This window comes from Rhodococcus sp. MPR-R1B (assembly GCF_058793255.1).
In genome coordinates this window covers 136,155-160,445 of record NZ_JBXAFO010000013.1, presented here as the reverse complement: position 1 = coordinate 160,445, position 24,291 = coordinate 136,155, and the positions used below count along the sequence as shown (strand labels likewise).

General features: G+C 62.9%; 27 protein-coding genes. 21 read left to right on the top strand and 6 right to left on the bottom strand.

What is annotated here, in order from left to right; translation table 11 throughout:
- The first annotated feature begins 40 nt into the window (after positions 1-40).
- The 5 genes from pgsA to pdxS all read left to right on the top strand — a co-directional run bounded on the left by pgsA (position 41) and on the right by pdxS (position 4,840).
- Positions 41-718: a phosphatidylinositol phosphate synthase gene (pgsA, locus tag AC1Q61_RS19445; protein ID WP_007732918.1), complete on the top strand. Its 678-nt coding sequence runs from the start codon at positions 41-43 to the stop codon at positions 716-718.
- Positions 715-1,617: a phosphatidylinositol mannoside acyltransferase gene (locus AC1Q61_RS19440; RefSeq protein WP_030536867.1), complete on the top strand. Its 903-nt coding sequence runs from the start codon at positions 715-717 to the stop codon at positions 1,615-1,617. The genes pgsA and AC1Q61_RS19440 overlap by 4 nt, the downstream gene beginning before the upstream one ends.
- Positions 1,614-2,741, top strand: a complete 1,128-nt coding sequence (locus AC1Q61_RS19435; protein ID WP_003943332.1) for a glycosyltransferase family 4 protein — start codon at positions 1,614-1,616, stop codon at positions 2,739-2,741. The genes AC1Q61_RS19440 and AC1Q61_RS19435 overlap by 4 nt, the downstream gene beginning before the upstream one ends.
- Positions 2,738-3,760, top strand: a complete 1,023-nt coding sequence (locus tag AC1Q61_RS19430; RefSeq protein WP_042919908.1) for an NUDIX hydrolase — start codon at positions 2,738-2,740, stop codon at positions 3,758-3,760. The genes AC1Q61_RS19435 and AC1Q61_RS19430 overlap by 4 nt, the downstream gene beginning before the upstream one ends.
- A gap of 171 nt (positions 3,761-3,931) precedes the next feature.
- Entirely contained in the window at positions 3,932-4,840 is a 909-nt protein-coding gene (gene pdxS, locus AC1Q61_RS19425; RefSeq protein WP_003943338.1) for a pyridoxal 5'-phosphate synthase lyase subunit PdxS, read from the top strand.
- 115 nt (positions 4,841-4,955) lie between these two features.
- Here pdxS and AC1Q61_RS19420 read toward each other — a convergent pair whose 3' ends face one another.
- Positions 4,956-5,432, bottom strand: coding sequence for a RidA family protein (locus AC1Q61_RS19420; protein WP_054827787.1), 477 nt, complete (start codon positions 5,430-5,432; stop codon positions 4,956-4,958).
- Positions 5,433-5,594: 162 nt separating this feature from the next.
- Here AC1Q61_RS19420 and AC1Q61_RS19415 point away from each other — a divergent pair, with 162 nt between their 5' ends.
- The 3 genes from AC1Q61_RS19415 (at position 5,595) to AC1Q61_RS19405 (ending at position 8,592) form a co-directional block, all read left to right on the top strand.
- Positions 5,595-6,017 (top strand): NUDIX domain-containing protein, encoded by a 423-nt coding sequence (locus AC1Q61_RS19415; protein ID WP_030536863.1) that lies wholly within the window; start codon positions 5,595-5,597, stop codon positions 6,015-6,017.
- Between the two features lie 128 nt (positions 6,018-6,145).
- Positions 6,146-7,657 (top strand): HNH endonuclease signature motif containing protein, encoded by a 1,512-nt coding sequence (locus AC1Q61_RS19410; protein ID WP_193595335.1) that lies wholly within the window; start codon positions 6,146-6,148, stop codon positions 7,655-7,657.
- A 113-nt stretch (positions 7,658-7,770) separates the two neighbouring features.
- Positions 7,771-8,592 (top strand): acyl-CoA thioesterase, encoded by an 822-nt coding sequence (locus AC1Q61_RS19405; protein WP_003943337.1) that lies wholly within the window; start codon positions 7,771-7,773, stop codon positions 8,590-8,592.
- A gap of 35 nt (positions 8,593-8,627) precedes the next feature.
- Here AC1Q61_RS19405 and AC1Q61_RS19400 read toward each other — a convergent pair whose 3' ends face one another.
- Positions 8,628-9,251 carry a nucleoside/nucleotide kinase family protein gene (locus AC1Q61_RS19400; RefSeq protein ID WP_042920002.1) on the bottom strand — a complete coding sequence of 208 codons (624 nt, stop codon included), beginning with the start codon at positions 9,249-9,251 and terminating at the stop codon, positions 8,628-8,630.
- Positions 9,252-9,330: 79 nt separating this feature from the next.
- Here AC1Q61_RS19400 and tesB point away from each other — a divergent pair, with 79 nt between their 5' ends.
- Entirely contained in the window at positions 9,331-10,200 is an 870-nt protein-coding gene (tesB, locus tag AC1Q61_RS19395) for an acyl-CoA thioesterase II (RefSeq protein ID WP_007732935.1), read from the top strand.
- Entirely contained in the window at positions 10,200-10,805 is a 606-nt protein-coding gene (pdxT, locus tag AC1Q61_RS19390) for a pyridoxal 5'-phosphate synthase glutaminase subunit PdxT (protein WP_007732937.1), read from the top strand. Before tesB ends, pdxT begins: the two co-directional genes overlap by 1 nt.
- A 25-nt stretch (positions 10,806-10,830) precedes the next feature.
- Here the strand turns inward: pdxT and AC1Q61_RS19385 are convergent, their stop codons facing one another.
- Both AC1Q61_RS19385 and AC1Q61_RS19380 read right to left on the bottom strand, forming a co-directional pair.
- The gene (locus AC1Q61_RS19385) at positions 10,831-11,508 is read right to left on the bottom strand and encodes a response regulator (protein WP_051649471.1); all 678 of its coding nucleotides are present in this window, start codon (positions 11,506-11,508) and stop codon (positions 10,831-10,833) included.
- Positions 11,463-12,677 carry a sensor histidine kinase gene (locus AC1Q61_RS19380; protein ID WP_228232990.1) on the bottom strand — a complete coding sequence of 405 codons (1,215 nt, stop codon included), beginning with the start codon at positions 12,675-12,677 and terminating at the stop codon, positions 11,463-11,465. Before AC1Q61_RS19380 ends, AC1Q61_RS19385 begins: the two co-directional genes overlap by 46 nt.
- A 111-nt stretch (positions 12,678-12,788) precedes the next feature.
- On the opposite strand from AC1Q61_RS19380, the gene AC1Q61_RS19375 reads away from it, so the two are divergent.
- A complete protein-coding gene (locus AC1Q61_RS19375) occupies positions 12,789-12,989 on the top strand; it encodes a hypothetical protein (protein WP_003943331.1) in 201 nt (66 codons plus the stop codon).
- Between the two features lies 1 nt (position 12,990).
- Positions 12,991-13,692: a GAP family protein gene (locus AC1Q61_RS19370; RefSeq protein WP_064112869.1), complete on the top strand. Its 702-nt coding sequence runs from the start codon at positions 12,991-12,993 to the stop codon at positions 13,690-13,692.
- A gap of 13 nt (positions 13,693-13,705) precedes the next feature.
- Here AC1Q61_RS19370 and AC1Q61_RS19365 read toward each other — a convergent pair whose 3' ends face one another.
- Together AC1Q61_RS19365 and AC1Q61_RS19360 are read right to left on the bottom strand one after the other, a co-directional pair.
- Complete coding sequence (locus AC1Q61_RS19365; protein ID WP_064112870.1) at positions 13,706-14,626, bottom strand: hypothetical protein; 921 nt, start codon at positions 14,624-14,626, stop codon at positions 13,706-13,708.
- Positions 14,623-14,979 carry a GntR family transcriptional regulator gene (locus tag AC1Q61_RS19360; RefSeq protein ID WP_003943322.1) on the bottom strand — a complete coding sequence of 119 codons (357 nt, stop codon included), beginning with the start codon at positions 14,977-14,979 and terminating at the stop codon, positions 14,623-14,625. Before AC1Q61_RS19360 ends, AC1Q61_RS19365 begins: the two co-directional genes overlap by 4 nt.
- A 145-nt stretch (positions 14,980-15,124) precedes the next feature.
- On the opposite strand from AC1Q61_RS19360, the gene AC1Q61_RS19355 reads away from it, so the two are divergent.
- The 9 genes from AC1Q61_RS19355 to AC1Q61_RS19315 all read left to right on the top strand — a co-directional run bounded on the left by AC1Q61_RS19355 (position 15,125) and on the right by AC1Q61_RS19315 (position 24,194).
- The gene (locus AC1Q61_RS19355) at positions 15,125-15,877 is read left to right on the top strand and encodes a YebC/PmpR family DNA-binding transcriptional regulator (protein WP_007732951.1); all 753 of its coding nucleotides are present in this window, start codon (positions 15,125-15,127) and stop codon (positions 15,875-15,877) included.
- Between the two features lie 124 nt (positions 15,878-16,001).
- Positions 16,002-16,571 carry a crossover junction endodeoxyribonuclease RuvC gene (ruvC, locus tag AC1Q61_RS19350; protein ID WP_003943325.1) on the top strand — a complete coding sequence of 190 codons (570 nt, stop codon included), beginning with the start codon at positions 16,002-16,004 and terminating at the stop codon, positions 16,569-16,571.
- Entirely contained in the window at positions 16,568-17,167 is a 600-nt protein-coding gene (gene ruvA, locus AC1Q61_RS19345) for a Holliday junction branch migration protein RuvA (protein ID WP_007732953.1), read from the top strand. The genes ruvC and ruvA overlap by 4 nt, the downstream gene beginning before the upstream one ends.
- Complete coding sequence (gene ruvB, locus AC1Q61_RS19340; protein WP_003943304.1) at positions 17,164-18,261, top strand: Holliday junction branch migration DNA helicase RuvB; 1,098 nt, start codon at positions 17,164-17,166, stop codon at positions 18,259-18,261. The genes ruvA and ruvB overlap by 4 nt, the downstream gene beginning before the upstream one ends.
- 138 nt (positions 18,262-18,399) lie before the next feature.
- Positions 18,400-18,747, top strand: coding sequence for a preprotein translocase subunit YajC (gene yajC / locus AC1Q61_RS19335; protein ID WP_492650807.1), 348 nt, complete (start codon positions 18,400-18,402; stop codon positions 18,745-18,747).
- Positions 18,748-18,944: 197 nt separating this feature from the next.
- Positions 18,945-20,666 (top strand): protein translocase subunit SecD, encoded by a 1,722-nt coding sequence (gene secD, locus AC1Q61_RS19330; RefSeq protein WP_007732956.1) that lies wholly within the window; start codon positions 18,945-18,947, stop codon positions 20,664-20,666.
- Entirely contained in the window at positions 20,663-21,886 is a 1,224-nt protein-coding gene (secF, locus tag AC1Q61_RS19325) for a protein translocase subunit SecF (RefSeq protein ID WP_007732958.1), read from the top strand. Before secD ends, secF begins: the two co-directional genes overlap by 4 nt.
- A 2-nt stretch (positions 21,887-21,888) precedes the next feature.
- Positions 21,889-23,619 (top strand): ABC transporter substrate-binding protein, encoded by a 1,731-nt coding sequence (locus AC1Q61_RS19320; RefSeq protein WP_003943316.1) that lies wholly within the window; start codon positions 21,889-21,891, stop codon positions 23,617-23,619.
- Positions 23,616-24,194, top strand: a complete 579-nt coding sequence (locus AC1Q61_RS19315; protein ID WP_492650824.1) for an adenine phosphoribosyltransferase — start codon at positions 23,616-23,618, stop codon at positions 24,192-24,194. Before AC1Q61_RS19320 ends, AC1Q61_RS19315 begins: the two co-directional genes overlap by 4 nt.
- Positions 24,195-24,291: the final 97 nt, after the last annotated feature.

The following is a 24,291-nucleotide window of genomic DNA, read 5'->3' as shown; positions in this document are numbered from 1 at the left end:
GAGTTCCGAACCGGAACTCACGACGGGGAGGGTTCCTGCGGTGTTGAGCTTCTTCGGGCGCGCATCGGTGTCCAAGGTGACGGCACCTATGGGGAAGGCGCTGGTCAAGACCGGTCTGACGCCGGACTCGGTGACGGTGATCGGCACGGTGGCAAGCGTCGCCGGTGCGGTGACGCTGTTTCCGTCCGGACATCTGTTCTGGGGAACCATGTTCATCTGGTTCTTCGTCATGTTCGACATGCTCGACGGCGCAATGGCTCGTGCTCGCGGCGGCGGAACGCGGTACGGGGCGGTACTGGACGCGACCTGCGACCGCGTCGCCGACGGCGCGATTTTTGCCGGCCTGGCCTGGTGGGCGGTCTACCACGAGAACAGCAAGTGGCTGCTCGTCGCGACGCTCATCTGCCTCGTCACCTCGCAGGTCATCTCGTACGCGAAGGCGCGTGCGGAGGCGAGCGGGCTGACTGCGGACGGCGGGTGGATCGAGCGCCCGGACCGACTGATCATCGTGTTGGTCGGATCCGGCCTGACGGGTATGGGTCTTCCGTGGGCAATCCACATCGCGATGTGGGTACTTGCCGCCGGAAGCATCGTGACGGTCTTCCAGCGAGTGCTCGCGGTGCGCAATTCCCCTGGCGCTCGGGAACTTCTGCCGATCGCCCCGGCCGCATCGACGGTCGAAGGTGCGCCGGACACGGACGGCGAGGCAGAGAAATGAGCTTTGCCGAGCGTGCAACCGACCTGGGATACGCCGCGGGTTGGCGGCTGGTGAGAAGCCTGCCGGAATCGGTGGCGGTCAAGCTGTTCGACGCCGGAGCGGATTTCGCGGTACGCAAGGGCGGACCCGAACAACTCAGGAAGAACCTCGCGAGAGTTCTGGGCACGACGCCGGAGCAAGTTCCGGATCAGTTGATCAAGGATTCGATGCGCTCGTACGCCCGGTATTGGCGTGAGGCGTTTCGTCTTCCGTCGATGGACCTGGTCGCGACAGGTAAGGCGCTGCATGCGCTGGTCGAGGGCCAGGAGCATCTGGAAAAGGCAATGGCTGCAGGTCATGGCGCGGTATTGGCGCTGCCTCACAGCGGTAATTGGGACATGGCCGGCGTGTGGTGCGTTCAGCAGTGGGGCGGGTTGACCTCCGTTGCCGAGCGGCTCAAGCCCGAATCCCTGTACGAACGGTTCGTCGACTATCGCGAGAGTCTCGGCTTCGAGATCTTCCCGCTCAGCGGCGGGGAGCATCCACCGTTCGTCGAACTCTCCAAGCATCTGCGTGAGAACAAGATCGTGTGCCTGTTGGGGGAGCGCGATCTGGCGAAGAAGGGTGTGCCAGTCACGTTCTTCGGAGAACCCACTCGCATGCCCGCCGGCCCGGCGAAGCTCGCGATCGACACCGGCGCGCCGCTGCTACCGGTCCACTGCTGGTTCACACCCGACGGATGGGGCTTCAAGATCGACCCGCCGATCGACGTATCCGGCGGAGTCGGCCCGGCCACGCAAGCACTTGCCGACCGTTTCGCGGTCAACATCGCAGCGCACCCCGCTGACTGGCACATGCTTCAACCGCTGTGGCGCTCGGACCTTTCCGAATCGCGGCTCGCCCGCATGGAGGGTGAATGAAAATCGGCATGATCTGCCCGTACTCCTTCGACGTCCCCGGCGGCGTCCAGGCGCACGTGGTGGATCTGGCCGAGGTGCTGATCGAACGTGGTCACAAAGTGAGTGTGCTTGCGCCGTCGTCCGATGACGACGAGTTGCCGGATTTTGTGGTTTCCGCAGGTAAAGCCGTCGCGATTCCCTACAACGGTTCTGTTGCGCGGTTGTCTTTCGGCCCGACGGCGAACAACCGCCTCCGCAAGTTCATCGCGGAAGGTGACTTCGACGTTCTACATATCCACGAACCCAATGCGCCGAGTCTGTCCATGCTCGCGTTGCGCATCGCGGAAGGCCCGATCGTCGCCACCTTCCACACGTCGACCACGAAGTCGTTGGTGCTGAGCACGTTTCAGGGTGTCTTGGCTCCGTATCTCGAGAAGATCAGCGGCCGGATCGCAGTCTCGGAGTTGGCGCGTCGTTGGCAGGTCGAGTCTCTCGGATCCGACGCGGTCGAGATCCCCAACGGCGTCGATGTCGCAGCGTTTGCCGAGGCCGATCTGTTGCCCGGCTACCCGCGCGAGGGCGGAACCATTCTGTTCCTCGGTCGCTACGACGAACCGCGCAAGGGGATGGCCGTCCTCCTCGGTGCGCTGCCGGAGTTGGTCGAGCGTCATCCGGACCTCGAAGTGATCGTGGTCGGACGCGGCGACGAGGAGAAACTCCGCAAAGAGGCGGGAAAGTACTTCAAGCATCTCCGCCTGCTCGGGCAGGTCAGCGATGAGGAGAAAGCGTCGGCGCTTCGCAGTGCGGACGTCTACTGCGCGCCCAATCTCGGTGGTGAGAGCTTCGGGATCGTGCTGGTCGAGGCCATGGCGGCTGGCACTGCCGTCGTGGCCAGTGAGTTGGACGCTTTTCGCCGTGTTCTTCGCGACGGTCAGGCCGGCTTGCTGGTCCCCATCGGGAACTCCGATGCCTTGGCAGAGGCAATCGATTCCGTTCTCGGTGACCCGGATCGACGACGCGCGCTGGTCAACACCGCGACAAGTGTTGTTGCCGAATACGACTGGCCGGTGGTGGCCGAACAGATCCTGCGTGTCTACGAGACCGTCACGGTTGGCGGCACCGGCGTACGCGTGGTGGGTTCATGACCTTCTCCGCTCTGACAATCTTCATTCTCGGGCTCGTCGCTGCCGTCGTCCTGGTCGTCGGACTGTGGGCGTACGGGACGGCGAACCGACTCGATCGACTGCATGTGCGTTCGGATCAGTCGTGGTTGGCGCTCGATGCGGCTCTGTCCCGTCGTGCCGCGGTTGTCCGCGCGGCGGCTGTGGACATGAGCGCCGACGACGCCCGCAGATTCGTCACCTTGGCGGACGCCGCCGAACGTGCGGATCGTCAGGATCGCGAGCTTGCCGAGAACCGGCTGTCCAATGCTCTTGCTGCCTATGGCACGACGTCGCTGCGACCTCAACTGGTCGCCGAACTGGCCGATGCCGAGGCGCGCGTGCTGATCGCCCGGCGGTTCCACAACGACGCGGTGCGAGACACTCTCGCGTTGCGTACGCGTCGACTTGTTCGCTGGCTACATCTCGGTGGAACGGCACCGCTGCCTCAGTATTTCGAGATCTCCGAGCGCACGACCGCGGCGGCGGTGCCCGAGGGCATCACCGTGGATACGTCACGGACCTCTGCTCGCGTGGTGATGCTGGACGAGGACGATCGGGTGCTGCTGTTGCGCGGGCACGATCCCAAGATCCCGAACACTTACTTCTGGTTCACCGTCGGCGGCGGGCTCGAACGGGGCGAACACCTGCGGGCGGCTGCCGTTCGTGAGATCGAGGAGGAGACCGGATTCGTCGTGGCTCCGGAGAATCTGCGAGGTCCGCTCTGGCGTCGTGTGGCAATTTTCCCGTTCGACGGTGAGCTGATCCGTTCGGAAGAGCTGTTCTTCGCTACGCGCACTCACGGCTTCGAGCCGGTCTTCCAAGGCCACACGGAATTGGAGCAGCGTGCCATCACCGGCCATCGCTGGTGCAGCGCCGACGAGATCCGCCAATTGGCCAAGTCCGGTGAGCCGGTCTACCCGTTGGATCTGGCAAACCTCCTGGTGGAAGCGGCGACGATCGCGGACGGTACCGAGGATCCGGAAGTGCGTTCCATCCGCTGATCCTTCGGTCGTTCAGTTCTCGCGGGCAGTTTAAGGCCAGCAATGGCAAATTGGATACGGAATCGAAGGCCGGTTAGTCCTAGAGTTCTGGCCAGAGGCCTCCGCGCGAATGTACTCGTGTGTTCGCCGTGCCTTGTTTCTTTCGTCACGCCACTACTGCAGGAGTTTGCTGTGAGCACCCCCGACTCTGCCCCCACCACCGCCATCGGCACCGCCCGCGTCAAGCGCGGCATGGCTGAAATGCTCAAGGGCGGTGTGATCATGGACGTGGTCACCGCTGAGCAGGCCAAGATCGCCGAAGACGCCGGCGCCGTTGCCGTCATGGCACTCGAGCGGGTCCCCGCAGACATTCGCGCACAGGGCGGCGTCTCGCGCATGAGTGACCCGGACATGATCGACAGCATCATCTCCACCGTCAGCATTCCCGTCATGGCGAAGGCACGCATCGGTCACTTCGTCGAAGCGCAGATCCTGCAGAGCCTCGGCGTCGACTACATCGACGAGTCCGAGGTCCTGACCCCGGCCGACTACGCCAACCACATCGACAAGTGGAAGTTCACCGCTCCCTTCGTCTGTGGCGCCACCAACCTCGGTGAAGCGCTCCGTCGCATCAACGAAGGCGCGGCCATGATCCGCTCGAAGGGTGAAGCAGGCACCGGAGACGTCTCCAACGCCACCACCCACATGCGCACCATCCGAGGCGAGATCCGCCGGTTGACCTCGCTGAGCGAGGACGAACTGTACGTAGCCGCCAAGGAACTGCAGGCCCCGTACGAACTGGTCGTCGAGGTCGCCAAGGCCGGCAAGCTGCCTGTCACCATGTTCACCGCGGGCGGCATCGCGACCCCGGCAGACGCTGCCATGATGATGCAGCTCGGCGCCGAGGGCGTGTTCGTCGGATCGGGCATCTTCAAGTCCGGCAACCCGAAGCAGCGCGCCGAGGCCATCGTCAAGGCCACCACGTTCTACGACGACCCGGACGTGCTCGCCAAGGTCTCGCGCGGACTCGGCGAGGCAATGGTCGGTATCAACGTCGACGACCTGCCTGTCGGACACCGCCTCGCAGAGCGCGGTTGGTGACAGCAGGTTCGACGACCGGCCCCAGTGCCTGAAAGTCCTCACAGACGAAGGGGCGGCGGTTGCGTTGGCAACCCCCCCCCCCCCCCCCCCCCCCCTTCGGGGTGTGGCAGACCGATCAGATGCTGTCCGATACCTCGAACACGAACTCGACCTCGACGGCACTGTTTCGGGGTAGTTCGGCGACGCCGATCGCTGAGCGGGTGTGTTGTCCAGCCGAACCGAAGATCTCGGCCAGCAGGTCGGACGCACCGTTGATCACCTGGGGTTGCTGCGAAAATCCCGATCCGGAAGCAACAAATCCAACGACCTTGACGACCCGAACGATGCGATCGAGCCCGACTAAGGCATCGACTGCCGCGAGTCCGTTGAGAGTGCACAACCGCGCCGCCTGGGCGGCGTCTTCGACGGAGACGCCCTCGCCCAACTTACCGATGCACGTCGTAGTGCCGTCGACGAGCGGCAATTGCCCCGACGTGTAGACGTATGACCCCGTCTGAACGGCGGGGAGGTATGAGCCTGCGGGGGTGGCAACAGGCGGGAGGGTCAGGTCGAGTGCGGCGAGTCGTGCGGTCCAGGTACTTGCGTCGTTCATCGGTTCCTCAATGGGTTCTTTTGTCCGGGAATGGTGTTCGAGTCTGTCATCGGGAGTCTCGGCAAGTCCAAGTCGTATTTGCGCCCACCCCATCACTTTTGGTGATATTCGCCGTCGTCGGATTCAAAATGGTGTTCGAGTTGGCCACCTAAACTGTGTCGTATGTCGTCAATTCGTAACATCTCACTGGGGATACCTGTCCGTTCCGGTCACATACTCATACTCGACGGCACGGACTCTGTCACGGGGGAGAACTTTCATCGATTGATCGGTGGCGGTATCGAGTTCGGTGAGACGGCCGAGGCAGCGCTGCGGCGCGAGTTCGCGGAGGAACTCGGCGTCACGTTGGGAAGCGTCGAGTTGCTCGAGGTCGTAGAGAACATCTTCGAGTTCGAGGGGCGACCTGGGCATGAGATTGTCCATGTCTTTGGAGTCGACTCGGCTGACATCGATGCGTTTCCGCTCGACGTGCAACTCCGAGTCCTAGACGAAGGTAGTCCAGTCCACTGGGTATTGAGTGGTGGGTCCGACCGCCCTATCTACCCGGCCGAAGCTGCCCGCATTATCAACGCCCTGGTTCAGTAGGGGAATCCGTTGCCGGAACACGAGTGGCCGCAAAGGTTGCTCCGCAACAATTTTCGGTCAATCAGGATTGTTCGGACTGATTCCTGGAAATCATGGATATCGAACGGATATTCGAATAATGTTGAGGAATGTTCGATGACGGAGTAGGAAGTTCGGGTACCGCAGCGCAGCTGTCCGGTGCTGAATCCGACTGCGCCCTCATCGATCTCATCGCCGATCTGCATGCGCGCGAATCGATGCTCGTGGAACGGAAACTGGCTGCCATTGCCGAGTTTTTCGAGCGTCGCAGCGCTGGCCACACTGATAACGGTGCTTGGTCGTCTACCGCTCACGAACTGGCTGAGGCCGAGCTCGGCGCGGCATTGACCATGGGCCGTGCCGCAGCGGGAAAGTTGATCGGTCTCGGCTTTTCTCTCAAGACTCGCCTCCATCGCACGCGTGCCGCAATGGCGCGCGGAGAACTGGATCTGTATCGGGTCGGATTGATCGACTCCGCTACGGCCAACGTAGCCGACGATTTGATCGACGAGGTGGAACGGCAACTCCTCGAAAAGATCTCGGCGCCACCGATGCCTGGCGGTACCGGCTTGACGGGTCGCCGATTGACAGCGGCTATCGACCGGATCGTCGCCGTGGTGGATCCCGAGGGGATACGCGAACGTCGACGCCGCGCCCTGGCTGATCGGTTCGTGGGTGTGAGCGCTGCCGAGGACGGAATGGCGCGGATATTGGGGAGTATTCCGGCGGAGGAAGCACGGGCTTTCGACCGTCGGTTGCGGGAGTTGGCAATGTCGGTGTGTCGACACGATTCCCGTAAGTACGAGCAACGACGAGCTGACGCATTGGGAGCGTTGGTATCCGGGTCGACGATTCTGCCGTGCGATTGCGGCCGGGACGAGTGCCCACAAGATCGAAGCGGGATTGTGGTGGTGCGTCGGCCGTTGGTTCACGTGGTCATGCTGGAATCAACGCTTCAGGGCGGTGACGCACCAGGTGCAGACGAACCCGCTCACCTCGACGGTTATGGAGTGATCAGTGCAGAGCATGCGCGTGACATCGCCGCGGGTGCGCTGATTCGGAAGGTGAAGGTACCAGCCGATGCCGCGCTCGAGTCTTCCGGTGAGGGCGAGCCAGTACCTCCGCCCGTTGTTCCTTCGGCGTCGGTCTACCGCCCCGGCGCTGTCCTCGACACCTGGGTGCGGGTGATCGCAGGAAGCTGCCAGTGGTTGCACTGCGATGTCGCTGCATGGAATTCAGATCTTGATCACACTGAGCCCTTTGATCATCGCGATCCCACTTGTGGTGGAAAGACCGTGGCGTCGAATCTGAGTGCGTATTGTCGAAACCATCACCGCCTCAAGCATTCCGGTCAGTGGTTGCATATCTCGAACCCGGACCGGAGTGTCATGCTGACCTCGCCGACCGGACATTGCTACCGAACTAGGCCGTCAGGTCTGCTGGCGGGAATGCTCGAGCCTGTACTGCCCGAGGGTGGTCGGCGTCGGCGCACACGTCTGGAAAACAAAGCCGCTCGTGTGCGGGGTGAACGCCGGCGGCAGCGGTTACGAATGCACCTCCGAATGAAGAAGAAGGCCCGGAGGAGGACCTTCGACGGCGGAGACGATCCACCCCCATTCTGAGTAGGGCGGCGTGCAACTCCATGATTTTGTATGCCCACTTTGGTGGCCGGGGGTGCGTCAGGCATTGTGTGAAGGTCGGTAGACGTCGGTACACGGGGAGATGTGGAGCATCGATGGCGAGGATCGAAGAAATTCTGGAGTTGGAACGCCTCGAGCGGGACATCTTTCGAGGAATCATCGCGGAGACCACCCTGACCCGCACTTTCGGCGGCCAGGTCGCCGGACAGGCATTGGTGTCGGCGGTACGCACGGTCGATCCGGCCTACTCGGTTCATTCGTTGCACGGATATTTCCTGCGTCCGGGAAATCCGATGGAGCCGACGGTTTTTCTGGTTGATCGTGTTCGGGACGGTCGATCGTTCGCGACCCGCTTGGTCACCGGAATTCAAGACGGGCAAGCCATTTTCACGATGTCGGCGTCCTTCCACGTCCAAGACGAAGGCATCGAGCACCAGGACGAGATGCCACCCGTTCCTGACCCCGAGACCTTGGCCATCGCCCAGGATTCGGAGGATCCCGAGACTGCGTGGCTGGCGCGTGAGTGGTCCGATTGGGACCTTCGAATGGTGCCGAAGGCCGACATCGACAAACGTCCGGGCGCTGCCGCGCAGCAGCAAGTGTGGTTTCGTTCCCGCGAGGCACTCCCGGACGACCCGGTATTTCACGTGTGCACGCTTGCCTACATGAGCGACATGACGCTGCTCGGATCTTCCCGCGGCCCCCACATGGACGTGGCCATGCAAAGCGCTTCGCTCGATCACGCCATGTGGTTCCTGCGGCCGTTCCGCGCCGACGAGTGGCTGTTGTACGACCAGACGTCGCCGTCAGCGGGCTTCGGTCGCGCACTGACTCAGGGACGAATCTTCGACAGCCGAGGAAATATGGTTGCTGCAGTCGTCCAGGAGGGTCTGACCAGGCTGTATCGCCCGAAGTGAGGTCGGCCGACGTGAGATCAATCGCAGTGAGACCTTCACTGGCGAGACCGCACCGCAGGCCGGGCCGGATGGTCGTATCTGACCTCGAAATCGACCTCCTCGGACACTTCTGATCGGTGTTCGAGGAGTGCCTCGACGGTCCACAGATCTGCCTCCGGTGTGTGCCGCCGCATGGCAGGTTCGCTCATGTCCAGGCGGACGCTGACGTCGAACTCCAGCCCGCGCCCGAGCAACATCGGACCGGCGATCACGATGACCGCGCGCTCATGGACGGGGATACGGGTCGAACGAGCCGATCGATCGGTGGGTTCGTCCCAGAGTTTCGGCAAGAACGCCCGTTTGGTGCGGGCTGCGGTGATCACTTCACGATCGAGTGCCCGATAGTCGAACCAGATAGTGCGGTAACTCAGCGTATCCTCGTGGCCGAACTCGTATCGCAGCGAAGCCGGCCGTACGTAGTCGTGCAGTGACACAACAGCACTCGGCCTGTTGCGCGACTCGACGGCGGTGCCGACCAGTTCCGCGAGCCGAGACGGCTGTGCACAATCAGGTCCGTCGATCGCTACTACCGCCACCGACGGAAACGATCCGCTCAGCGTTGCAATCTGCTCGGCCAAGGCGAGGGGACTGGACGGGATGAATGTACTCACGCCCACCATGGTGCCGTGCCCGCTCGCCGAGGCGATATTGTGAACCGTCATCGCGCCCAGTGCGGCGGTCTATGTTTTCGGAGGACTCATGGTTGGTATCGAGGAGATCCTCGCGCTCGAACACCTGGAGAAGGACATCTTCCGTGGTGCGGTCCATCCCACCGCACTTCAACGGACGTTCGGCGGGCAGGTTGCCGGGCAGTCGTTGGTTTCTGCCGTGAGCACCGTTGACGAGAGCTACCACGTGCACTCGTTGCACGGATATTTCCTGCGCCCGGGCAATCCGAAGATTCCGACGGTCTACCTGGTGGACCGCATCCGCGACGGGCGCTCGTTCTGCACCCGCCGGGTGAATGCAGTTCAGGACGGCAAGACGATCTTCACGATGTCGGCCTCGTTCCACGTCGACGACGAAGGTATCGAGCACCAGGACCGGATGCCCTCCGTTCCGGCGCCGGAGGACTTGCCGGACGCGCAGACCGTTCCGAAGTTGGCTGAATCGCAGTTCTATCAGGAGTGGAAGAACTGGGACATCAGAATTGTGCCCGCTGAGCAGAGCGCGTCAGCGCCGGATCTCGCCGCGCAACAACGCGTGTGGATGCGCTACCGCGAGGCTCTGCCGGATCGTCCGCTGCTGCACATCTGCACCCTCGCGTACCTCAGTGACATGACCCTGCTCGGAACTTCCAAAGTCCCGCACCGCGGCGTGAAGACGCAGACTGCTTCGCTCGATCACGCGATGTGGTTCCTGCGTCCGTTCCGGGCCGACGAGTGGTTGCTCTACGACCAGACGTCGCCGTCGGCAGGTTTTGGTCGCGCGCTCACTCAGGGGCGTATCTACGATCGCGATGGCAACATGGTGGCAGCGGTGGTTCAGGAGGGTTTGACGCGTCTCGAACGCGAACCCGACAGCCATGAGAGCAAGAACAGCCGTGAGAACAAGACAGGAACTGTGTGATGACGCGTCCGTTGATCGGTGTACTCGCCCTCCAAGGTGATGTTCGCGAACACCTTGCCGCACTCGATGATTCGGGAGCGGATGCGGTGGGTATCCGGCGCCCGGAGGAACTCGACAAGGTCGACGGCATCGTGATCCCCGGTGGCGAATCCACCACGATGAGCCGGCTTCTGCAGGTATTCGAGCTGCTGGAACCGCTTCGTGAGCGACTCCGCGGCGGGCTGCCGGCTTACGGATCGTGTGCGGGCATGATTCTGCTCGCCAGCGAGGTACTAGACACCCGGCCGGACGCCGAGCATCTCGGCGCCATCGACATGACGGTGCGCCGCAACGCTTTCGGTCGGCAGGTCGATTCTTTCGAGTCCGACCTGGAGTTCGAGGGCATCATCGGTGATCCCATTCGCGCTGTCTTCATCCGCGCGCCGTGGGTGGAGCGAGTTGGGCCGGGCGTTGAGGTCCTTGCGCAGGTTCCCGCCGCCGCGGGGGAGGCCGCGGGCCGGATCGTCGCGGTTCGGCAGGGCTCGGTGATCGCCACTTCTTTCCATCCCGAGGTTACCGGGGACCGTCGAGTGCACGAGATGTTCGTCGATCTGGTTCGCGGATAACTGGAGTAGTCAGCCTCGGCCGAACCTACAGCTCCAGTTCGCGGGCAAGGATCGCCGCCTGGACGCGTGAGGTGAGGTGCAACTTCGACAGAACTCGCGACACGTGCGACTTCACCGTCGGAGCACCGACTCCGAGTTCACGCGACAGTTCGGCGTTGGACATACCCGTCCCCAACAGCGCGAGGACCTCGCGTTCACGGTCGGTGAGCTCGCTCAATCCCAGCGGTTCGGTGGGTTTGGGTGCGCGCTGCACGAACTCGCCGATCAGTGCACGCGCCGCACGCGGAGCGAGCACTGCATCTCCGGCCGCGACGTTGCGGATAGCGCTGGTCAGCTCGTCCGCGGTCGCAGTCTTGAGCAGGAATCCCGAAGCACCGGCGCGCAGGGCCGCGAAGACGTATTCGTCGAGGTCGAAGGTGGTCAACACCAGAACCCGGCTGCGGGTCGTCCCGATGATCTGACGCGTCGCCTCGATGCCGTCGGTGCCTGGCATCCGGACGTCCATGAGTACGACGTCGGGTTGATGCGTGCGGGTGACGGTGATCGCCGACGCTCCGTCACCGGCTTCTGCAACGACATCGATGTCGTCGTGCTGCCGCAGGATCATCGCGAGTCCGGACCGGATCGCGGCGTGGTCGTCGACCAGGGCGACGGTGATCACTGATCCGTTCCGTTCGGCGCGGGGACCGGTAGCTGTGCGCATACCGTCCATTCTCCGTCGACCGGAAGTGCGTCGAGTGAACCGCCCAGCAGTTCGGCGCGGTGACGCATGTTTGCAAGTCCGTGCGTTCCCGCCCGAAAACTGGATGTGTCGCGACCGACGGGGTTTCGGATCTCGATCTGTAATGCATTGTGCTGGAGAGAGATCGACATCGAGATCGGTGCACCAGGCGCATGCTTGAGCGCATTGGTCAACGCCTCCTGGGTGATCCGGTACGCCGTGTGATCGACCACGCTCGGCAGGTCGGCAGTATCGATGTCGATCGCAACGTGCACGGCGGCGCCGGCTGCCCGAACTGCGTCCAGGACGACGGGCAACTCGGTCAGCCGCGGGGGAGAGGAACGCGGGTCCGGGGTCTCGTCGTCCCCGGCGTGGAGCAGTTCGATCATCGACCGCATCTCGGAAAGGCCCGCGAGACTGCTCGATCTGATCGCTCCGATCATCTCCCTCAATCCGTCGTCGGGTTGGCCCCGTTCACCGGAGAGAGCTGAGGTGGACAGTGCCGCCTCCGAATGGATTGCGATGGCGGAGAGGTGGCTTGCGATGACGTCGTGCAGATCGCGCGCCATGGTTGCTCGTTCGTGAGCGACTGCGGCCTCGCGGTCCAGAGTGGCGAGTGCTTCGTGGACTCTGGAACGCTCGCGTTCGGCCTCGGTCAGTTCGACTTGTCGACGGATGACCAGTGCCCACCACACCGGTGTACCGAAGAACAGAGCGGTCACCACGCCTGCCCCAGCCGCAGCGCGGACGTCCTGGGTGGACAGGTAGACGAGTGCGGTGAGCGCGGCAACCGTCACCGCGGTCAGAGAACACACCACTCGGCCCAGCCGCGCCGTCCCGTACAGAACTGCGGCGTAGGTGAGATCCGAGAGGACCAGCCACATCGGCAGAGTGGGTCCCAGGGCAGCGTCGACCGCGACGATGACGGCCCCCGCCGCCAAAGCTGTTGCCGGACGCACCCGCCGGAACGAGTCGATCGCACACAGCAGAGCCAGCATCCCGATCCGAACCCCGGCGGGAACGTCGGCGACACCTCCGACATCGGTCCACATTTGGTACAGGCCGACCAGGTAGAGGAGTACCCCGATCGCGAACAGGCCGAAGGCGATGAGCGGATCGTTCCACTTGCCGACACTCCGACTTCTGGTCACCACAGACTTATCAGAGCACATCGGGGCGCCTGACTTGTCATACCAAATGATGAGGTCGGCGTTGTTCCGATGGCTGATGTGCGGATTCGAGAGAGAAGACAGGCTCGACGTATGAAAATTCGCTTCGAGTTGATGATCGGCATTCTCTTGGTCGTCGGTGGCGGCTGTCTGTGGCTGTTCGCGCGTGACGCCGAGTTCTTCTGGTTTCGCGGCGGACCACTCGGCGTGATCCTCGCGATCATCGGTGCCTTCGACATCGTGAATGCAGTCCGAACGAGGGAGACAGCGATACCCGAGCGCCGAAACGACTGACGTGGAACTCGTCCTGCTCACCACGCTGGGCGGGCTCGCCCTGCTGGACAGTACGAGCATCGGAACATTGGTCGTCCCGGTCTGGATGTTGTTGATGCCGGGACGACCGCAGGTTCGCAGGCTGCTGACGTATCTGGTGGTCATCACGACGTTCTATTTTGTTGTCGGGGTGGCAGTCTGGACGACGGCACGGGCAGGCATGCCTGTCGTCGCCCCGCTGCTCGAAACCCCCGCCGCCCGCGGTGCGCAGTTGATTCTCGGTATCGCGTTGTTCGCGTGGAGCTTTCGATTCGATTCCGAGAAGAGGCGCACATCCGGTCAGGCCGATCGAACCCATGTTTGGCGAGAGCGGGTGCTCGGCTCGGCCAGTTCCGCGAGAAGTGTTGTACTTCTCGCGATTGCTGCGGGAACCGCCGAATTGGTGACGATGTTGCCCTACTTGGCGGCGATCGCGATGATCACCGCTGCTGGGCTGCCCGCAGTCGCGTCTGCGTCGATACTTGCCGGATACTGCCTGATCATGGCCATGCCCGCAGTGCTTCTGTTGTGCGGGCGGGTCGTGGCCGGCAACCGCCTCGACAAGCCGCTGCGCCGAGTGGACTCGCTGATGTCTCGCTACGGCGACAGCGCAATGGGTTGGGTATTCGGCATTGCCGGTTTCTACCTCGCCGGCAATGCCGCTGCCGTGTTGTTCGTGAATTGACGTTGTTCGTGAATCAACCAGCCTGAACCAACGAATTGATCAGCTTCACACCGTCTTCCGGGTGATCGACGGTTACGGCGAACAGTCGTCCGCTCTCGAGAGTGACCACGATGGCCTCACCCGAGCGGAGAGTGACGGCTGTTCCGCGCGGTGTCATTCGGTAACCCCATCCGCCCCATTCGGCTGGACGTATCGCGTCGACCGATGCGGACTTCACCTTCGAGATGGGGATCTTCTTCCATCGAACGCCCCAGGAACTGATGCCGACACCGTGACGGTCGACGCGCACGGTGACCGACGCGAATGCTGTGACGGCGAGGGTGGACACACCCAGGATCACGGCAACCCACCAATCCGAGTACGCGGCAGTCGCGATCACGAGAACTACGAGGCCGGCTGTAACGATCCACGGCCAGACGCTGCGGACCTGCCCGACCCACACTGCACGTTCGGAGGCCGTCAGCGGAGTGTCGAGCGTCGGGGTCGGCAGTGGCGACTCCGGGCCGCTTCGTTGCTGGTCAGGCAGCGCGTATGCCAGAACTCCTACGAGTACCGCCGCGATCGGCGCAAGAATCCACCAGCCGATACGCGCGGCTTCCGGCGACCCGGCGTCGATCGTCAGGGCGACGCTCAGAATCCAGATCGTCGCCAGTGTCGCACTCGAGATCGAGGAGACGGCCAGAAACAGGGGCGCGTTGTCGCTCGAACGGGCCGCGACGACACAGGCGCAAACGACAGCCACCAGAGAAATCACCAGCGCGATGGCGAAAAACGTCGTCGTGGTGCTGAAGCCGTCCGGGGTCGATCCGGACCAATGGCTCGCGACGGTCTCGGGTAGGCGGTCACCCCACGCGAAGCGTGCGAGAACCAGGATCAGGGTCGGGATCAGAGTCAGCGAAGCTGCTGTCCAGAGTCGGATCTTGCTGGTCGTCATTGTGTGCTGGTCTCCTTGATGAGGTCGAGCATGTGCGCAGTGTCGAGTCCGAGATTTCGGGCCTGCCGTACGAACTCGCGCGCAGATTCGTTGAGAGCTGTTCTTCCCGAGTCGAATTCGGCGCGAATGACGGCGCCACGTCCGCGTCGGAGGTCGATCAGGCCTTCGTCGCGGAGTGTTGCGTACGCACGAAGAACCGTGTGGAGATTGACGTCGATCGACTCGGCGAGAGCGCGAGCGGACGGCAGGCGGTCACCTGGTCCGATCTCACCGCGGATGACCGAGCCACGAACCCCGGCTGCAATCTGCTCCGCGAGTGGAGTTGTGGAGGCGTGATCTATTCGGACCAACATGTTTGCATTCTATGCAAACAATGCGTGGTTTGACTAATTCGTGTCGGGGGATGCAGCGAGTTGTGACGTGGGACGGGTAACATCGGCAGAGCTGAAAGACGCGCATTCGGCGTGCGCAACGCAGCAGGAAAGGGGCTTGAATCGCATGAGCGGCCACTCAAAATGGGCCACCACCAAGCACAAGAAGGCTGTGATCGACGCACGTCGTGGCAAATCCTTCGCGAAGCTGATCAAGAACATCGAGGTGGCGGCACGAACCGGCGGTGGCGATCCCACGGGCAACCCCACCTTGTACGACGCCATCCAGAAGGCGAAGAAGACGTCTGTTCCCAATGACAACATCGAGCGTGCGCGCAAGCGCGGCGCCGGTGAAGAAGCGGGCGGCGCAGACTGGCAGACCATCATGTACGAGGGCTACGGACCCAACGGCGTCGCCGTTCTGATCGAGTGCCTCACCGACAACCGCAACCGCGCAGCCGGTGAAGTTCGCACCGCGATGACCCGTAACGGTGGCAACCTCGCTGACCCGGGTTCCGTCTCCTACCTGTTTGCTCGCAAGGGTGTCGTCACGCTCGAGAAGAACGGCCAGTCGGAGGACGACGTCCTGATGGCTGTGCTCGACGCCGGTGCCGAGGAAGTCACCGATCTCGGTGAAACCTTCGAAATCGTCAGTGAGCCACAGGATCTGGTTGCCGTACGGTCGGCACTTCAGGAAGCCGGCATCGACTACGACTCCGCTGAAGCCGATTTCCGCGCTTCCGTCGAGGTTCCCTTGGATGTCGACGGCGCACGCAAGATCTTCAAGCTCGTCGACGCGCTCGAAGATTCTGACGACGTGCAGAACGTCTACACCAACATCGATCTTTCCGACGAGGTTCTCGCGGCTCTCGAAGACTGATTGTTTTTCAACTCAACCCGGTCCTGACGTCCGCGTCCGGGCCGGGTTGCGTGTTGATGCGGGGTAGTAGTCCCGCGCACCGCTAAGCTATCGAACAGCTGTTCGGTATGGAGAGGTGTGACAAGTGCGCGTGCTCGGAGTGGACCCAGGCTTGACTCGCTGCGGGTTGGGAGTGGTCGACGGGAGCAACGGCAGGAAAGTGCGCCCCATTGCGGTCGACGTGGTGCGGACTCCGGCCGAGATGGACCTCGGTTCTCGGCTTCTGCGGATCTCCGATGCGGCTGAACTGTGGATCGAGCAGTACAAGCCGGAGGTGGTCGCGATCGAGCGCGTGTTCGCGCAGCACAACGTCAGTACCGCGATGGGGACGGCGCAAGCAGGCGGAGTTGTCGCGCTCGCTGCCGCCAGACGCGGCATTCCGGTGTGTTTCCACACGCCCAGCGAGGTGAAGGCCGCCGTCACCGGCAGCGGTAACGCCGACAAGGCGCAGGTCACTGCGATGGTGACGCGAATTCTGAATTTGAAGACGGCGCCGAAACCGGCTGACGCTGCCGACGCTCTGGCGCTGGCGATCTGTCACTGCTGGCGAGCACCGATGATCGAGCGGATGGCCCGCGCCGAGGCGATGGCCGCTGAACAAATGCGTAAGTATCAGGCAAAATTGGCCGAGACGAAGAAGGCAGGTTCACGATGATCGCGTCGGTACGCGGCGAGGTACTCGATATTGCGCTCGATCACGCGGTCATCGAAGCGTCAGGTGTCGGCTATCGGGTCAATGCCACCCCGGTGACTCTCGGTGCGCTGCACCGGGGAAGCGAAGCGCGACTGTTCACGACGATGATCGTTCGCGAAGACTCGATGACGCTGTACGGTTTTTCCGATACCGAGTCGAAGGACCTGTTCAGCCTCCTGCAGACGGTTTCCGGAGTCGGACCGCGCCTGGCGATGGCAACTCTTGCAGTTCTCGAACCGGACGCGCTGCGGCGGGCGCTCTCGGAAGGCAACCTGACGGCGTTGACGAGGGTCCCCGGTATCGGAAAACGCGGCGCCGAGCGCATGGTTGTCGAACTGCGCGACAAGGTCGACGCCGTCGCGACGACGGCCGGCGCGGCGTCCGGTGTCGTCGTCGGCAGTTCGATCCGTGATCAGATCGTCGAGGCTCTCGAAGGTCTGGGCTTCCCGATCAAGCAGGCTGAGCAGGCCACGGATTCGGTTCTGGCGGAATCGCCCGAGGCCACCACGTCGGTCGCACTGCGTTCTGCTCTGTCGCTGCTCGGTAAGACTCGATGAACTTCGACCCGATCGACGATTTCGACGACGAGTCGCAGGTCTCTGCCGAATTGGTGGCGGGAGACGGTGATGTCGAAGCGAGTCTGCGCCCCAAGAGTCTCGACGACTTCATCGGTCAACCTCGTGTTCGCGAACAACTGCAGCTCGTGCTCACCGGAGCAAAACTTCGTGGCAGCACGCCTGATCACATCCTGATGTCCGGTCCCCCCGGGCTCGGCAAGACGTCGATGGCGATGATCATCGCGGGGGAGTTGGGCTCTTCTCTGCGGTTGACGTCCGGACCGGCGCTCGAACGCGCCGGAGACCTGGCTGCGATGCTGAGCAACCTCGTCGAGGGCGACGTGTTGTTCATCGACGAGATTCACCGAATCGCTCGACCGGCCGAGGAGATGTTGTACCTGGCCATGGAAGACTTCCGTGTCGACGTCGTCGTCGGTAAGGGGCCGGGCGCCACGTCGATTCCTCTGGAGGTTGCACCGTTCACGCTGGTCGGTGCGACTACGCGGTCGGGTGCGCTGACCGGTCCGTTGCGCGACCGCTTCGGGTTCACCGCTCACATGGATTTCTACGAACCCGAAGAGCTGCAACAGATTCTGATGCGTTCGGCCGGAATTCTGGGCGTCGATCTCGAAGTCGATGCCGGTGCCGAAATCGCACGACGCTCGCGGGGGACACCGCGTATCGCGAACCGATTGCTGCGCCGGGTTCGCGACTTCGCCGAGGTGCGCGCCGACGGAATCGTCACCATGGACGTCGCTCAGGCGGCCTTGGCCGTCTACGACGTGGACCAGTTGGGCTTGGACCGTCTCGACCGTTCGGTACTGAGTGCTTTGGTGCGTTCGTTCGGCGGCGGGCCCGTCGGCGTGTCGACGCTTGCGGTGGCCGTCGGCGAGGAACCGTCGACGGTGGAAGAAGTGTGCGAGCCGTTCCTGGTCCGGGCCGGAATGATCGCCCGGACGCCGCGAGGACGTGTGGCTACCGCCGCTGCTTGGACTCAACTCGGAATGACACCGCCGCCGGATGCCGCAGCGGGCGGTATCGAGGTTCGTGTCAACGAACCGCAGGCCACGTTGTTCGATCCGAACGGCGAGTGAATTTCGACTGGAAAGGCCTACTTGAACGGCCGATCTGTCAGGAATCCTCAGCAACTAATGGCACACTGGTGTATTGCGTAGGTCCATCCGGGACCATCGCGGCGTAAAACGTGCAACACAACCGAGGTTGATCAACACATGTCGAGTTTGCTTTTCCCCCTCTTGATCCTCGCACTGCTGGTGCCCATGTTCCTGGGCATGCGCAAGCAGAAGAAGGCCTTGGCCGCGACTTCCGAGATGCAGGACTCGCTGCAGGTCGGCGATCGGGTGCAGACCACGGCCGGGCTCTACGCCACGATCGCTTCCCTGGACGACGACACCGTGGAGCTCGAGATCGCGGACGGTGTCATCACCACCTGGTCGCGTCTGGTCATCCGTGAGCGCGTCGTCGAGACGACCGAGACCGACGAGTACGACGACGACTCGATTTCCGAGATCGAAGAGTCTGCTGCCGACACCGAAATCCGGCTCACCAAGGAGTCCTGACTTCGTCGAACTGGTACGTGTTCTAGAGTTGTGAACTCGGACACACGTCCAGATCGGTTTGTCCGCTCTTACACCAGCAGCTCAGTTCACCCCGTTGATCAATCGTTGCAGTTCGAACGCCGCAGCTCGGGTGGTCGTCGACCACCCGAGCCGTGCACTTACTGAAGCTCTGCACCTACCGAGGAGACTTAAAGATCGTGGCACCTTCCACCGGAACGGTGCATCCGGTCCGCTACCTGGCCCTTTTCGGGGTCCTGGTAGTGGCACTGTATGCCCTGGTGTTCTTCACTGGAGACAAGTCGGCCACGCCGAAACTCGGCATCGACCTGCAGGGTGGAACGCGCGTCACGTTGACCGCTCGTACCCCGGACGGCAGCGCTCCCAGTCAGGACAGTCTCAAGCAGGCTCAGGAAATCATCGAGACCCGCGTCAACGGTCTCGGCGTTTCCGGTTCCGAGGTCGTTGTCGACGGTGACAACCTCGTCATCACCGTTCCCGGCGACGACAGTGCGCAGGCTCGCTCGCTCGGCCAGACCGCTCGTCTGTACATCCGCCCGGTGACGGGTTCGATCGACGTCGCCACCCGTGACGCGAATCGGACAGCTACGCCTGAGGCGCCGGCGGCCGAAACTCCGGCCACTGATGCACCGGCCCCCGAAGCACCCGCTGACGGGACGCAGACGCCGCAGAACCGTCCGTTCCTGGCTCAGGACCCGACTACTCCCGAGGCAACGCCCGCGCCGCAGACAACGACTCCGGCCCCCACCGGGGACGCTCCGAGCGACGGCACCGACGAAGGCGACGCAGCAGCAGCGGAAATCGCCGCAGCGCGCGCCCTCCGGCAGAGCAGCGATCCGACAGTGCAGCAGCAAGCAGTGGCGAACCTCGACTGCTCCGTCGCGGATCCGCTCCGTGGAAACGACGACCCGACCCTGCCGCTGGTCGCGTGCTCGCAAGACGGACTGAACATCTATCTCCTCGGTCCTTCGATCATCGACGGCCAGGAGATTGCCGACGCGTCTTCGGTCTTCAACTCGCAGCAGTCGCGCCACGAGATCAGCCTCTCGTTCAAGACGACCGGCAGCAACACCTGGGCCGAGTTCACCTCAGCCAACATCGGCAAGCAGGCAGCGTTCACGCTCGACTCGAAGGTCGTCAGCGCTCCCACGATTCAAGGTGCAACGCCTGCGGGTAGCGCCACCTCGATCACGGGCAGTTTCACTGCCGAGAGTGCCAAAGAACTTGCCAACACACTGAAGTACGGTTCGCTTCCGCTCTCGTTCGCAGCCTCTGAGGCCGAGACGGTCTCGGCCACGCTCGGCCTGGCCTCACTGCAGGCGGCATTGATCGCCGGCGCGGTCGGTCTCGTTCTCGTTCTGCTGTACTGCCTCGTCTACTACCGCATGCTCGGCGTCCTGACGGCGTTGTCGCTGATTCTCTCCGGAGTCATGGTCTACGCGATCATGGTTCTGCTCGGCAGATACATCGGCTTCACGCTCGACTTGGCCGGCATGGCTGGTCTGATCATCGGTATCGGTATGACCGCCGACTCGTTCGTCGTGTTCTTCGAACGCATCAAGGACGAAATGCGTGAGGGCCGTAGCTTCCGCTCGGCGGTGCCACGCGGTTGGGCAAGAGCACGCCGAACAATTCTTTCCGGCAACGCGGTGAGCTTCATCGCCGCTGCGGTTCTGTACGTGCTGGCGGTCGGACAGGTGCGAGGCTTCGCCTTCACCTTGGGTCTGACGACCATTCTCGACGTGATTGTCGTGTTCCTCGTGACGTGGCCACTGGTCAGCATGGCGTCCCGTTCGGCGTTCTGGTCCAAGCCCAGCGTCAACGGTCTCGGCGCAGTGCAAGAGGTTGCCCGCGAACGTAAGGTTGCCGCCGCTGCGTCGGCTAAGGAGACACGAGCATGAGCGAGTCCAACAACTCCCCGGTGGGGTCCACCAACAGTTCCGCCGCCGAATCCGCCGATGCGGCGGCCCGGTCGGAGATCACCGACTCCGGCGTCGATCAGGGCGCGATGCCCAAGCACAGCTGGCTCTCGCGGTTGTACACCGGAACGGGTGCGTTCGAGGTCGTCGGCAAGCGTCGCTTCTACTACGGACTGACCGGCGCTCTGGTCGCCATTGCGCTGCTGAGCATCATCCTGCGCGGCTTCACCTTCGGTATCGATTTCGAAGGCGGATCACGCATTCAGTTCCCGGCCGAGGGTGGAGTCGAGACGTCGGCGGTGGAAACCGTCTACTCCGACACACTCGGGTTCGAACCGGTCAGCGTGCAGACAGTCGGCTCGGGTGCCAGCGCAACCGTGCAGATCCGGTCGGAGACGTTGAACGCGACGCAGATCAACGATCTTCAGTCGGCTCTCTTCGACGAGTTCCAGCCCAAGGACAAGAACGGGAACCCGTCGGCGCAAGCCATCAGTTTTGCGGACGTGAGTGAAACCTGGGGCGGCCAGATCACCAAGAAGGCGCTGATCGCGCTGATTGTGTTCCTGGTGATCGTGAGTATCTACATCGCCATCCGCTTCGAGCGGGACATGGCGGTAGCTGCGATCGTTGCGTTGTTCTTCGACATCATCGTCACTGCCGGCGTCTACTCGCTCGTCGGTTTCGAGGTGACGCCCGCGACGGTGATCGGTTTGCTTACCATTCTCGGCTTCTCGCTGTACGACACCGTGGTGGTGTTCGACAAGGTCGAAGAGAACACCCGCGGTGTTCTGCATCTGACGCGCCGGACGTACGGCGAGCAGGCCAACCTCGCGGTGAATCAGACCTTGATGCGATCGATCAACACGACCGTCATCAGCGTGCTCCCGGTGATCGCTCTGATGGTTGTCGCGGTCTGGATGCTCGGCGTCGGCACACTCAAGGACCTTGCGCTCGTTCAGCTCGTCGGCATCATCGTGGGTGCGTACTCCTCGATCTTCTTCGCGACGCCGCTCCTGGTGTCGATGAAGGAACGCTGGGGACCCGTTGCCGCGCACACTCGTAAGGTGCTCTCGCGCCGGGCTACGCTGGCCGAGAAGGGTACGCAGACGGTTGCCGTCGGCGCACCAGTTGCACGCCGTGCTCCGGTTGCTCCGCAGCCGGGTGCGCGGCCGACCGGAAAGCGAAACAAGAAGGGGCACTGAACATGCTCCCAAGAACACGCACACTGGTTCGATCGATGACGTTCGTTGCGGCCACCGCTGTGGCTGCGGGTTCGTTGGCGGCCTGCTCGGAAAGCGCCGAGCAGGTTCCGTCCATCGGATATGCCATCGACAACTCCATCTCCACGTACAACGCCAACACGACAGCTGGATCGGTGTCCGGGGCGATGGCCGCGTTCGGTCGGGTGCTTCCCGGCTTCACGTTCACCGGCCCGGCCGGAGCACCTGTCTCCGACACGGACATCGGAACGGCGTCTGAGTTGCCCGGTGACGTGCTCACGGTCTCGTACAAGCTCAATCCGGCGTCCGTGTACTCCGACGGGATTCCGATGTCCTGTGACGATCTCGTCCTCACCTGGGCGGCGTCGAGTGGCAAGTTCACCGAAGACGTCGATGGTGCCGTGAAGCCCATGTTCGACACGGCGAACAATCTCGGATACGCGGACATCGACCGGATCGACTGCCAGAGCGGGGCGAAGGACGCGACGGTGTTCTTCAAACCCGGGCGATCGTTCACCGATTGGCGGTCGTTGTTCGGTGCGACTGCGTTGATGCCTTCACACGTCGTGACGCAGCGCACGGGTGTCAGCGACGTGGTGAGCGCGGTGAATGCCGGTGACACCGAAGCGTTGTCGAAGATCGCGGACTTCTGGAACACCGGGTGGAACCTGACTCCAGGTCAGGTGGACACCTCCGTACTGCCCTCCGCTGGTCCGTATCGAATCGACTCGTACAGTACCGACGACGGCCTGGTGCTGGTCGCGAACGAGCGGTGGTGGGGCAACAAGCCGGCGACCGATCGCATCGTCGTCTGGCCACGTGGTGTGAATCTGACCGAGGATCTCGACAAGAACTCGATCGAGGTAGTCGACGTCGCTTCCGGCTCGGCTGGCGAACTCGGTACTCCGTCCGGGTTCGACGTCCAACAGATTCCGTCGCGGTCGATCGAGCAGTTCGTTCTCGCGACCTCTGGTTCGCTTGGCGACGAAGCCGCCCGTCGAGCGTTCGCGCATTGTGTTCCGCGTACGACTTTGTTCGAGAAGTTCGGGCAGACGGAGAATGCGCCGCAGGCGGGTTTGGGTTCCGGCGTGGTCGATTCGCGACTGATGGCGCCGGATTCACTCGTTTACAGCGACGCCGCTGCGGTCGACGGTGATCGGTACGCCAATGCCGACATCGAGGCTGCGAAGACGTCGTTGTCGGAAGCCGACCTCGACCAGTTGACCGTCCGGGTCGGGTACCTCGCACCGGACCCGGTGCGGGCGCAGATCGTCTCCGAAGCGAAAGCCGCGTGTGCTCCGGCGGGAATCACGGTCGAGGACGCAAGTAGCGACAGCTTCGATCCTGCGAGTCTGCAGAGTGGGGGAGTCGACGCCGTGCTTTCCGGCATGGCAGGCAAAGTCGGCGCAGGCGGAACAGCGAGCATGATCGACGCGCGTGGAGCGCTGCGATCGGGCAACGGCGCAAACCTCGGTACGTACGGAAATGCCAGGATCGATCAGATCATCGATCAGTTGAACGTGGATGCGAGCACGAGTGCGCAATTGGGACTCTCGGTGGAGGCGGAGAACATCCTGTGGACCCAGGTGCCTACGATTCCACTGTTCAATCAACTACGAACTGTCGCTGTAGCTCCAGGCATGTCGGCAGTGTTGGTCAATCCGACTCGGGCCGCTACCGGCTGGAACATGGACAGATGGGTACTACGCAGATGAGCGTCTCGAATGGTGTTGCCTTGCACACGACTGAAGAATTGATCGCAATCCACCGGGCTGCCGGTGACGCCGTTGTTCGGCTGACCCGCTGGGCGGACAACTTTCCCGGTCCCGGTGTTCGGTTCGCCGATCTGACTCCGGTGTTCGCCGACGCCGAGGGGTTCGGGGCCGTGCTCGATGCCCTTGTCGCCTGTGCTCCGGACGCCGACACGATCGCCGCCGTCGATGCTCGCGGTTTCCTGCTCGGTGCCGGTGCGGCCGCGAAGATGGGTGCGGGAGTCGTTGCCGTGCGGAAGGTCGGCAAACTGCCGCCGCCGGTGCTCTCTCGTTCGTACAGCCTCGAGTACGGATCCTCGACTCTCGAGATTCCCGCAAACGGCTTCGATCTCACCGGGCGGAATGTTCTGGTGATCGACGACGTTCTGGCTACCGGAGGGACACTCGAGGCGGCTGTACAGTTGGTCGAGTTGGGTGGAGCGAACGTCGTCGGCGTCGCAGTGGTGCTCGAGATCGAGGAACTGCGCGGTCGACATCGCTTCTTGAAGTACCCACTGACATCACTGGTGAAGGTCTGAGTATTAAAGTTGTCTCCTGGGGGTCGAGTTAGACCTCCAGGGCAATTACCCGATGCAGGGCGGTTGCCTCAACCAACTCGGTGGTAGGAGGTGGCGA

Excerpts from the sequence above, each read along its gene's own strand:
- AC1Q61_RS19440 (WP_030536867.1), top strand. The coding sequence starts at position 715 with ATGAGCTTTGCCGAGCGTGCAACCGACCTGGGATACGCCGCGGGTTGG.
- AC1Q61_RS19435 (WP_003943332.1), top strand. The coding sequence starts at position 1,614 with ATGAAAATCGGCATGATCTGCCCGTACTCCTTCGACGTCCCCGGCGGC.
- AC1Q61_RS19430 (WP_042919908.1), top strand. The coding sequence starts at position 2,738 with ATGACCTTCTCCGCTCTGACAATCTTCATTCTCGGGCTCGTCGCTGCC.
- AC1Q61_RS19420 (WP_054827787.1), bottom strand. The coding sequence starts at position 5,432 with ATGAACGACGCAAGTACCTGGACCGCACGACTCGCCGCACTCGACCTG.
- AC1Q61_RS19415 (WP_030536863.1), top strand. The coding sequence starts at position 5,595 with ATGTCGTCAATTCGTAACATCTCACTGGGGATACCTGTCCGTTCCGGT.
- AC1Q61_RS19410 (WP_193595335.1), top strand. The coding sequence starts at position 6,146 with ATGTTCGATGACGGAGTAGGAAGTTCGGGTACCGCAGCGCAGCTGTCC.
- AC1Q61_RS19405 (WP_003943337.1), top strand. The coding sequence starts at position 7,771 with ATGGCGAGGATCGAAGAAATTCTGGAGTTGGAACGCCTCGAGCGGGAC.
- AC1Q61_RS19400 (WP_042920002.1), bottom strand. The coding sequence starts at position 9,251 with ATGGTGGGCGTGAGTACATTCATCCCGTCCAGTCCCCTCGCCTTGGCC.
- tesB (WP_007732935.1), top strand. The coding sequence starts at position 9,331 with ATGGTTGGTATCGAGGAGATCCTCGCGCTCGAACACCTGGAGAAGGAC.
- pdxT (WP_007732937.1), top strand. The coding sequence starts at position 10,200 with ATGACGCGTCCGTTGATCGGTGTACTCGCCCTCCAAGGTGATGTTCGC.
- AC1Q61_RS19385 (WP_051649471.1), bottom strand. The coding sequence starts at position 11,508 with ATGCGCACAGCTACCGGTCCCCGCGCCGAACGGAACGGATCAGTGATC.
- AC1Q61_RS19375 (WP_003943331.1), top strand. The coding sequence starts at position 12,789 with ATGAAAATTCGCTTCGAGTTGATGATCGGCATTCTCTTGGTCGTCGGT.
- AC1Q61_RS19365 (WP_064112870.1), bottom strand. The coding sequence starts at position 14,626 with ATGACGACCAGCAAGATCCGACTCTGGACAGCAGCTTCGCTGACTCTG.
- AC1Q61_RS19360 (WP_003943322.1), bottom strand. The coding sequence starts at position 14,979 with ATGTTGGTCCGAATAGATCACGCCTCCACAACTCCACTCGCGGAGCAG.
- AC1Q61_RS19355 (WP_007732951.1), top strand. The coding sequence starts at position 15,125 with ATGAGCGGCCACTCAAAATGGGCCACCACCAAGCACAAGAAGGCTGTG.
- ruvA (WP_007732953.1), top strand. The coding sequence starts at position 16,568 with ATGATCGCGTCGGTACGCGGCGAGGTACTCGATATTGCGCTCGATCAC.
- ruvB (WP_003943304.1), top strand. The coding sequence starts at position 17,164 with ATGAACTTCGACCCGATCGACGATTTCGACGACGAGTCGCAGGTCTCT.
- yajC (WP_492650807.1), top strand. The coding sequence starts at position 18,400 with ATGTCGAGTTTGCTTTTCCCCCTCTTGATCCTCGCACTGCTGGTGCCC.
- secF (WP_007732958.1), top strand. The coding sequence starts at position 20,663 with ATGAGCGAGTCCAACAACTCCCCGGTGGGGTCCACCAACAGTTCCGCC.
- AC1Q61_RS19320 (WP_003943316.1), top strand. The coding sequence starts at position 21,889 with ATGCTCCCAAGAACACGCACACTGGTTCGATCGATGACGTTCGTTGCG.
- AC1Q61_RS19315 (WP_492650824.1), top strand. The coding sequence starts at position 23,616 with ATGAGCGTCTCGAATGGTGTTGCCTTGCACACGACTGAAGAATTGATC.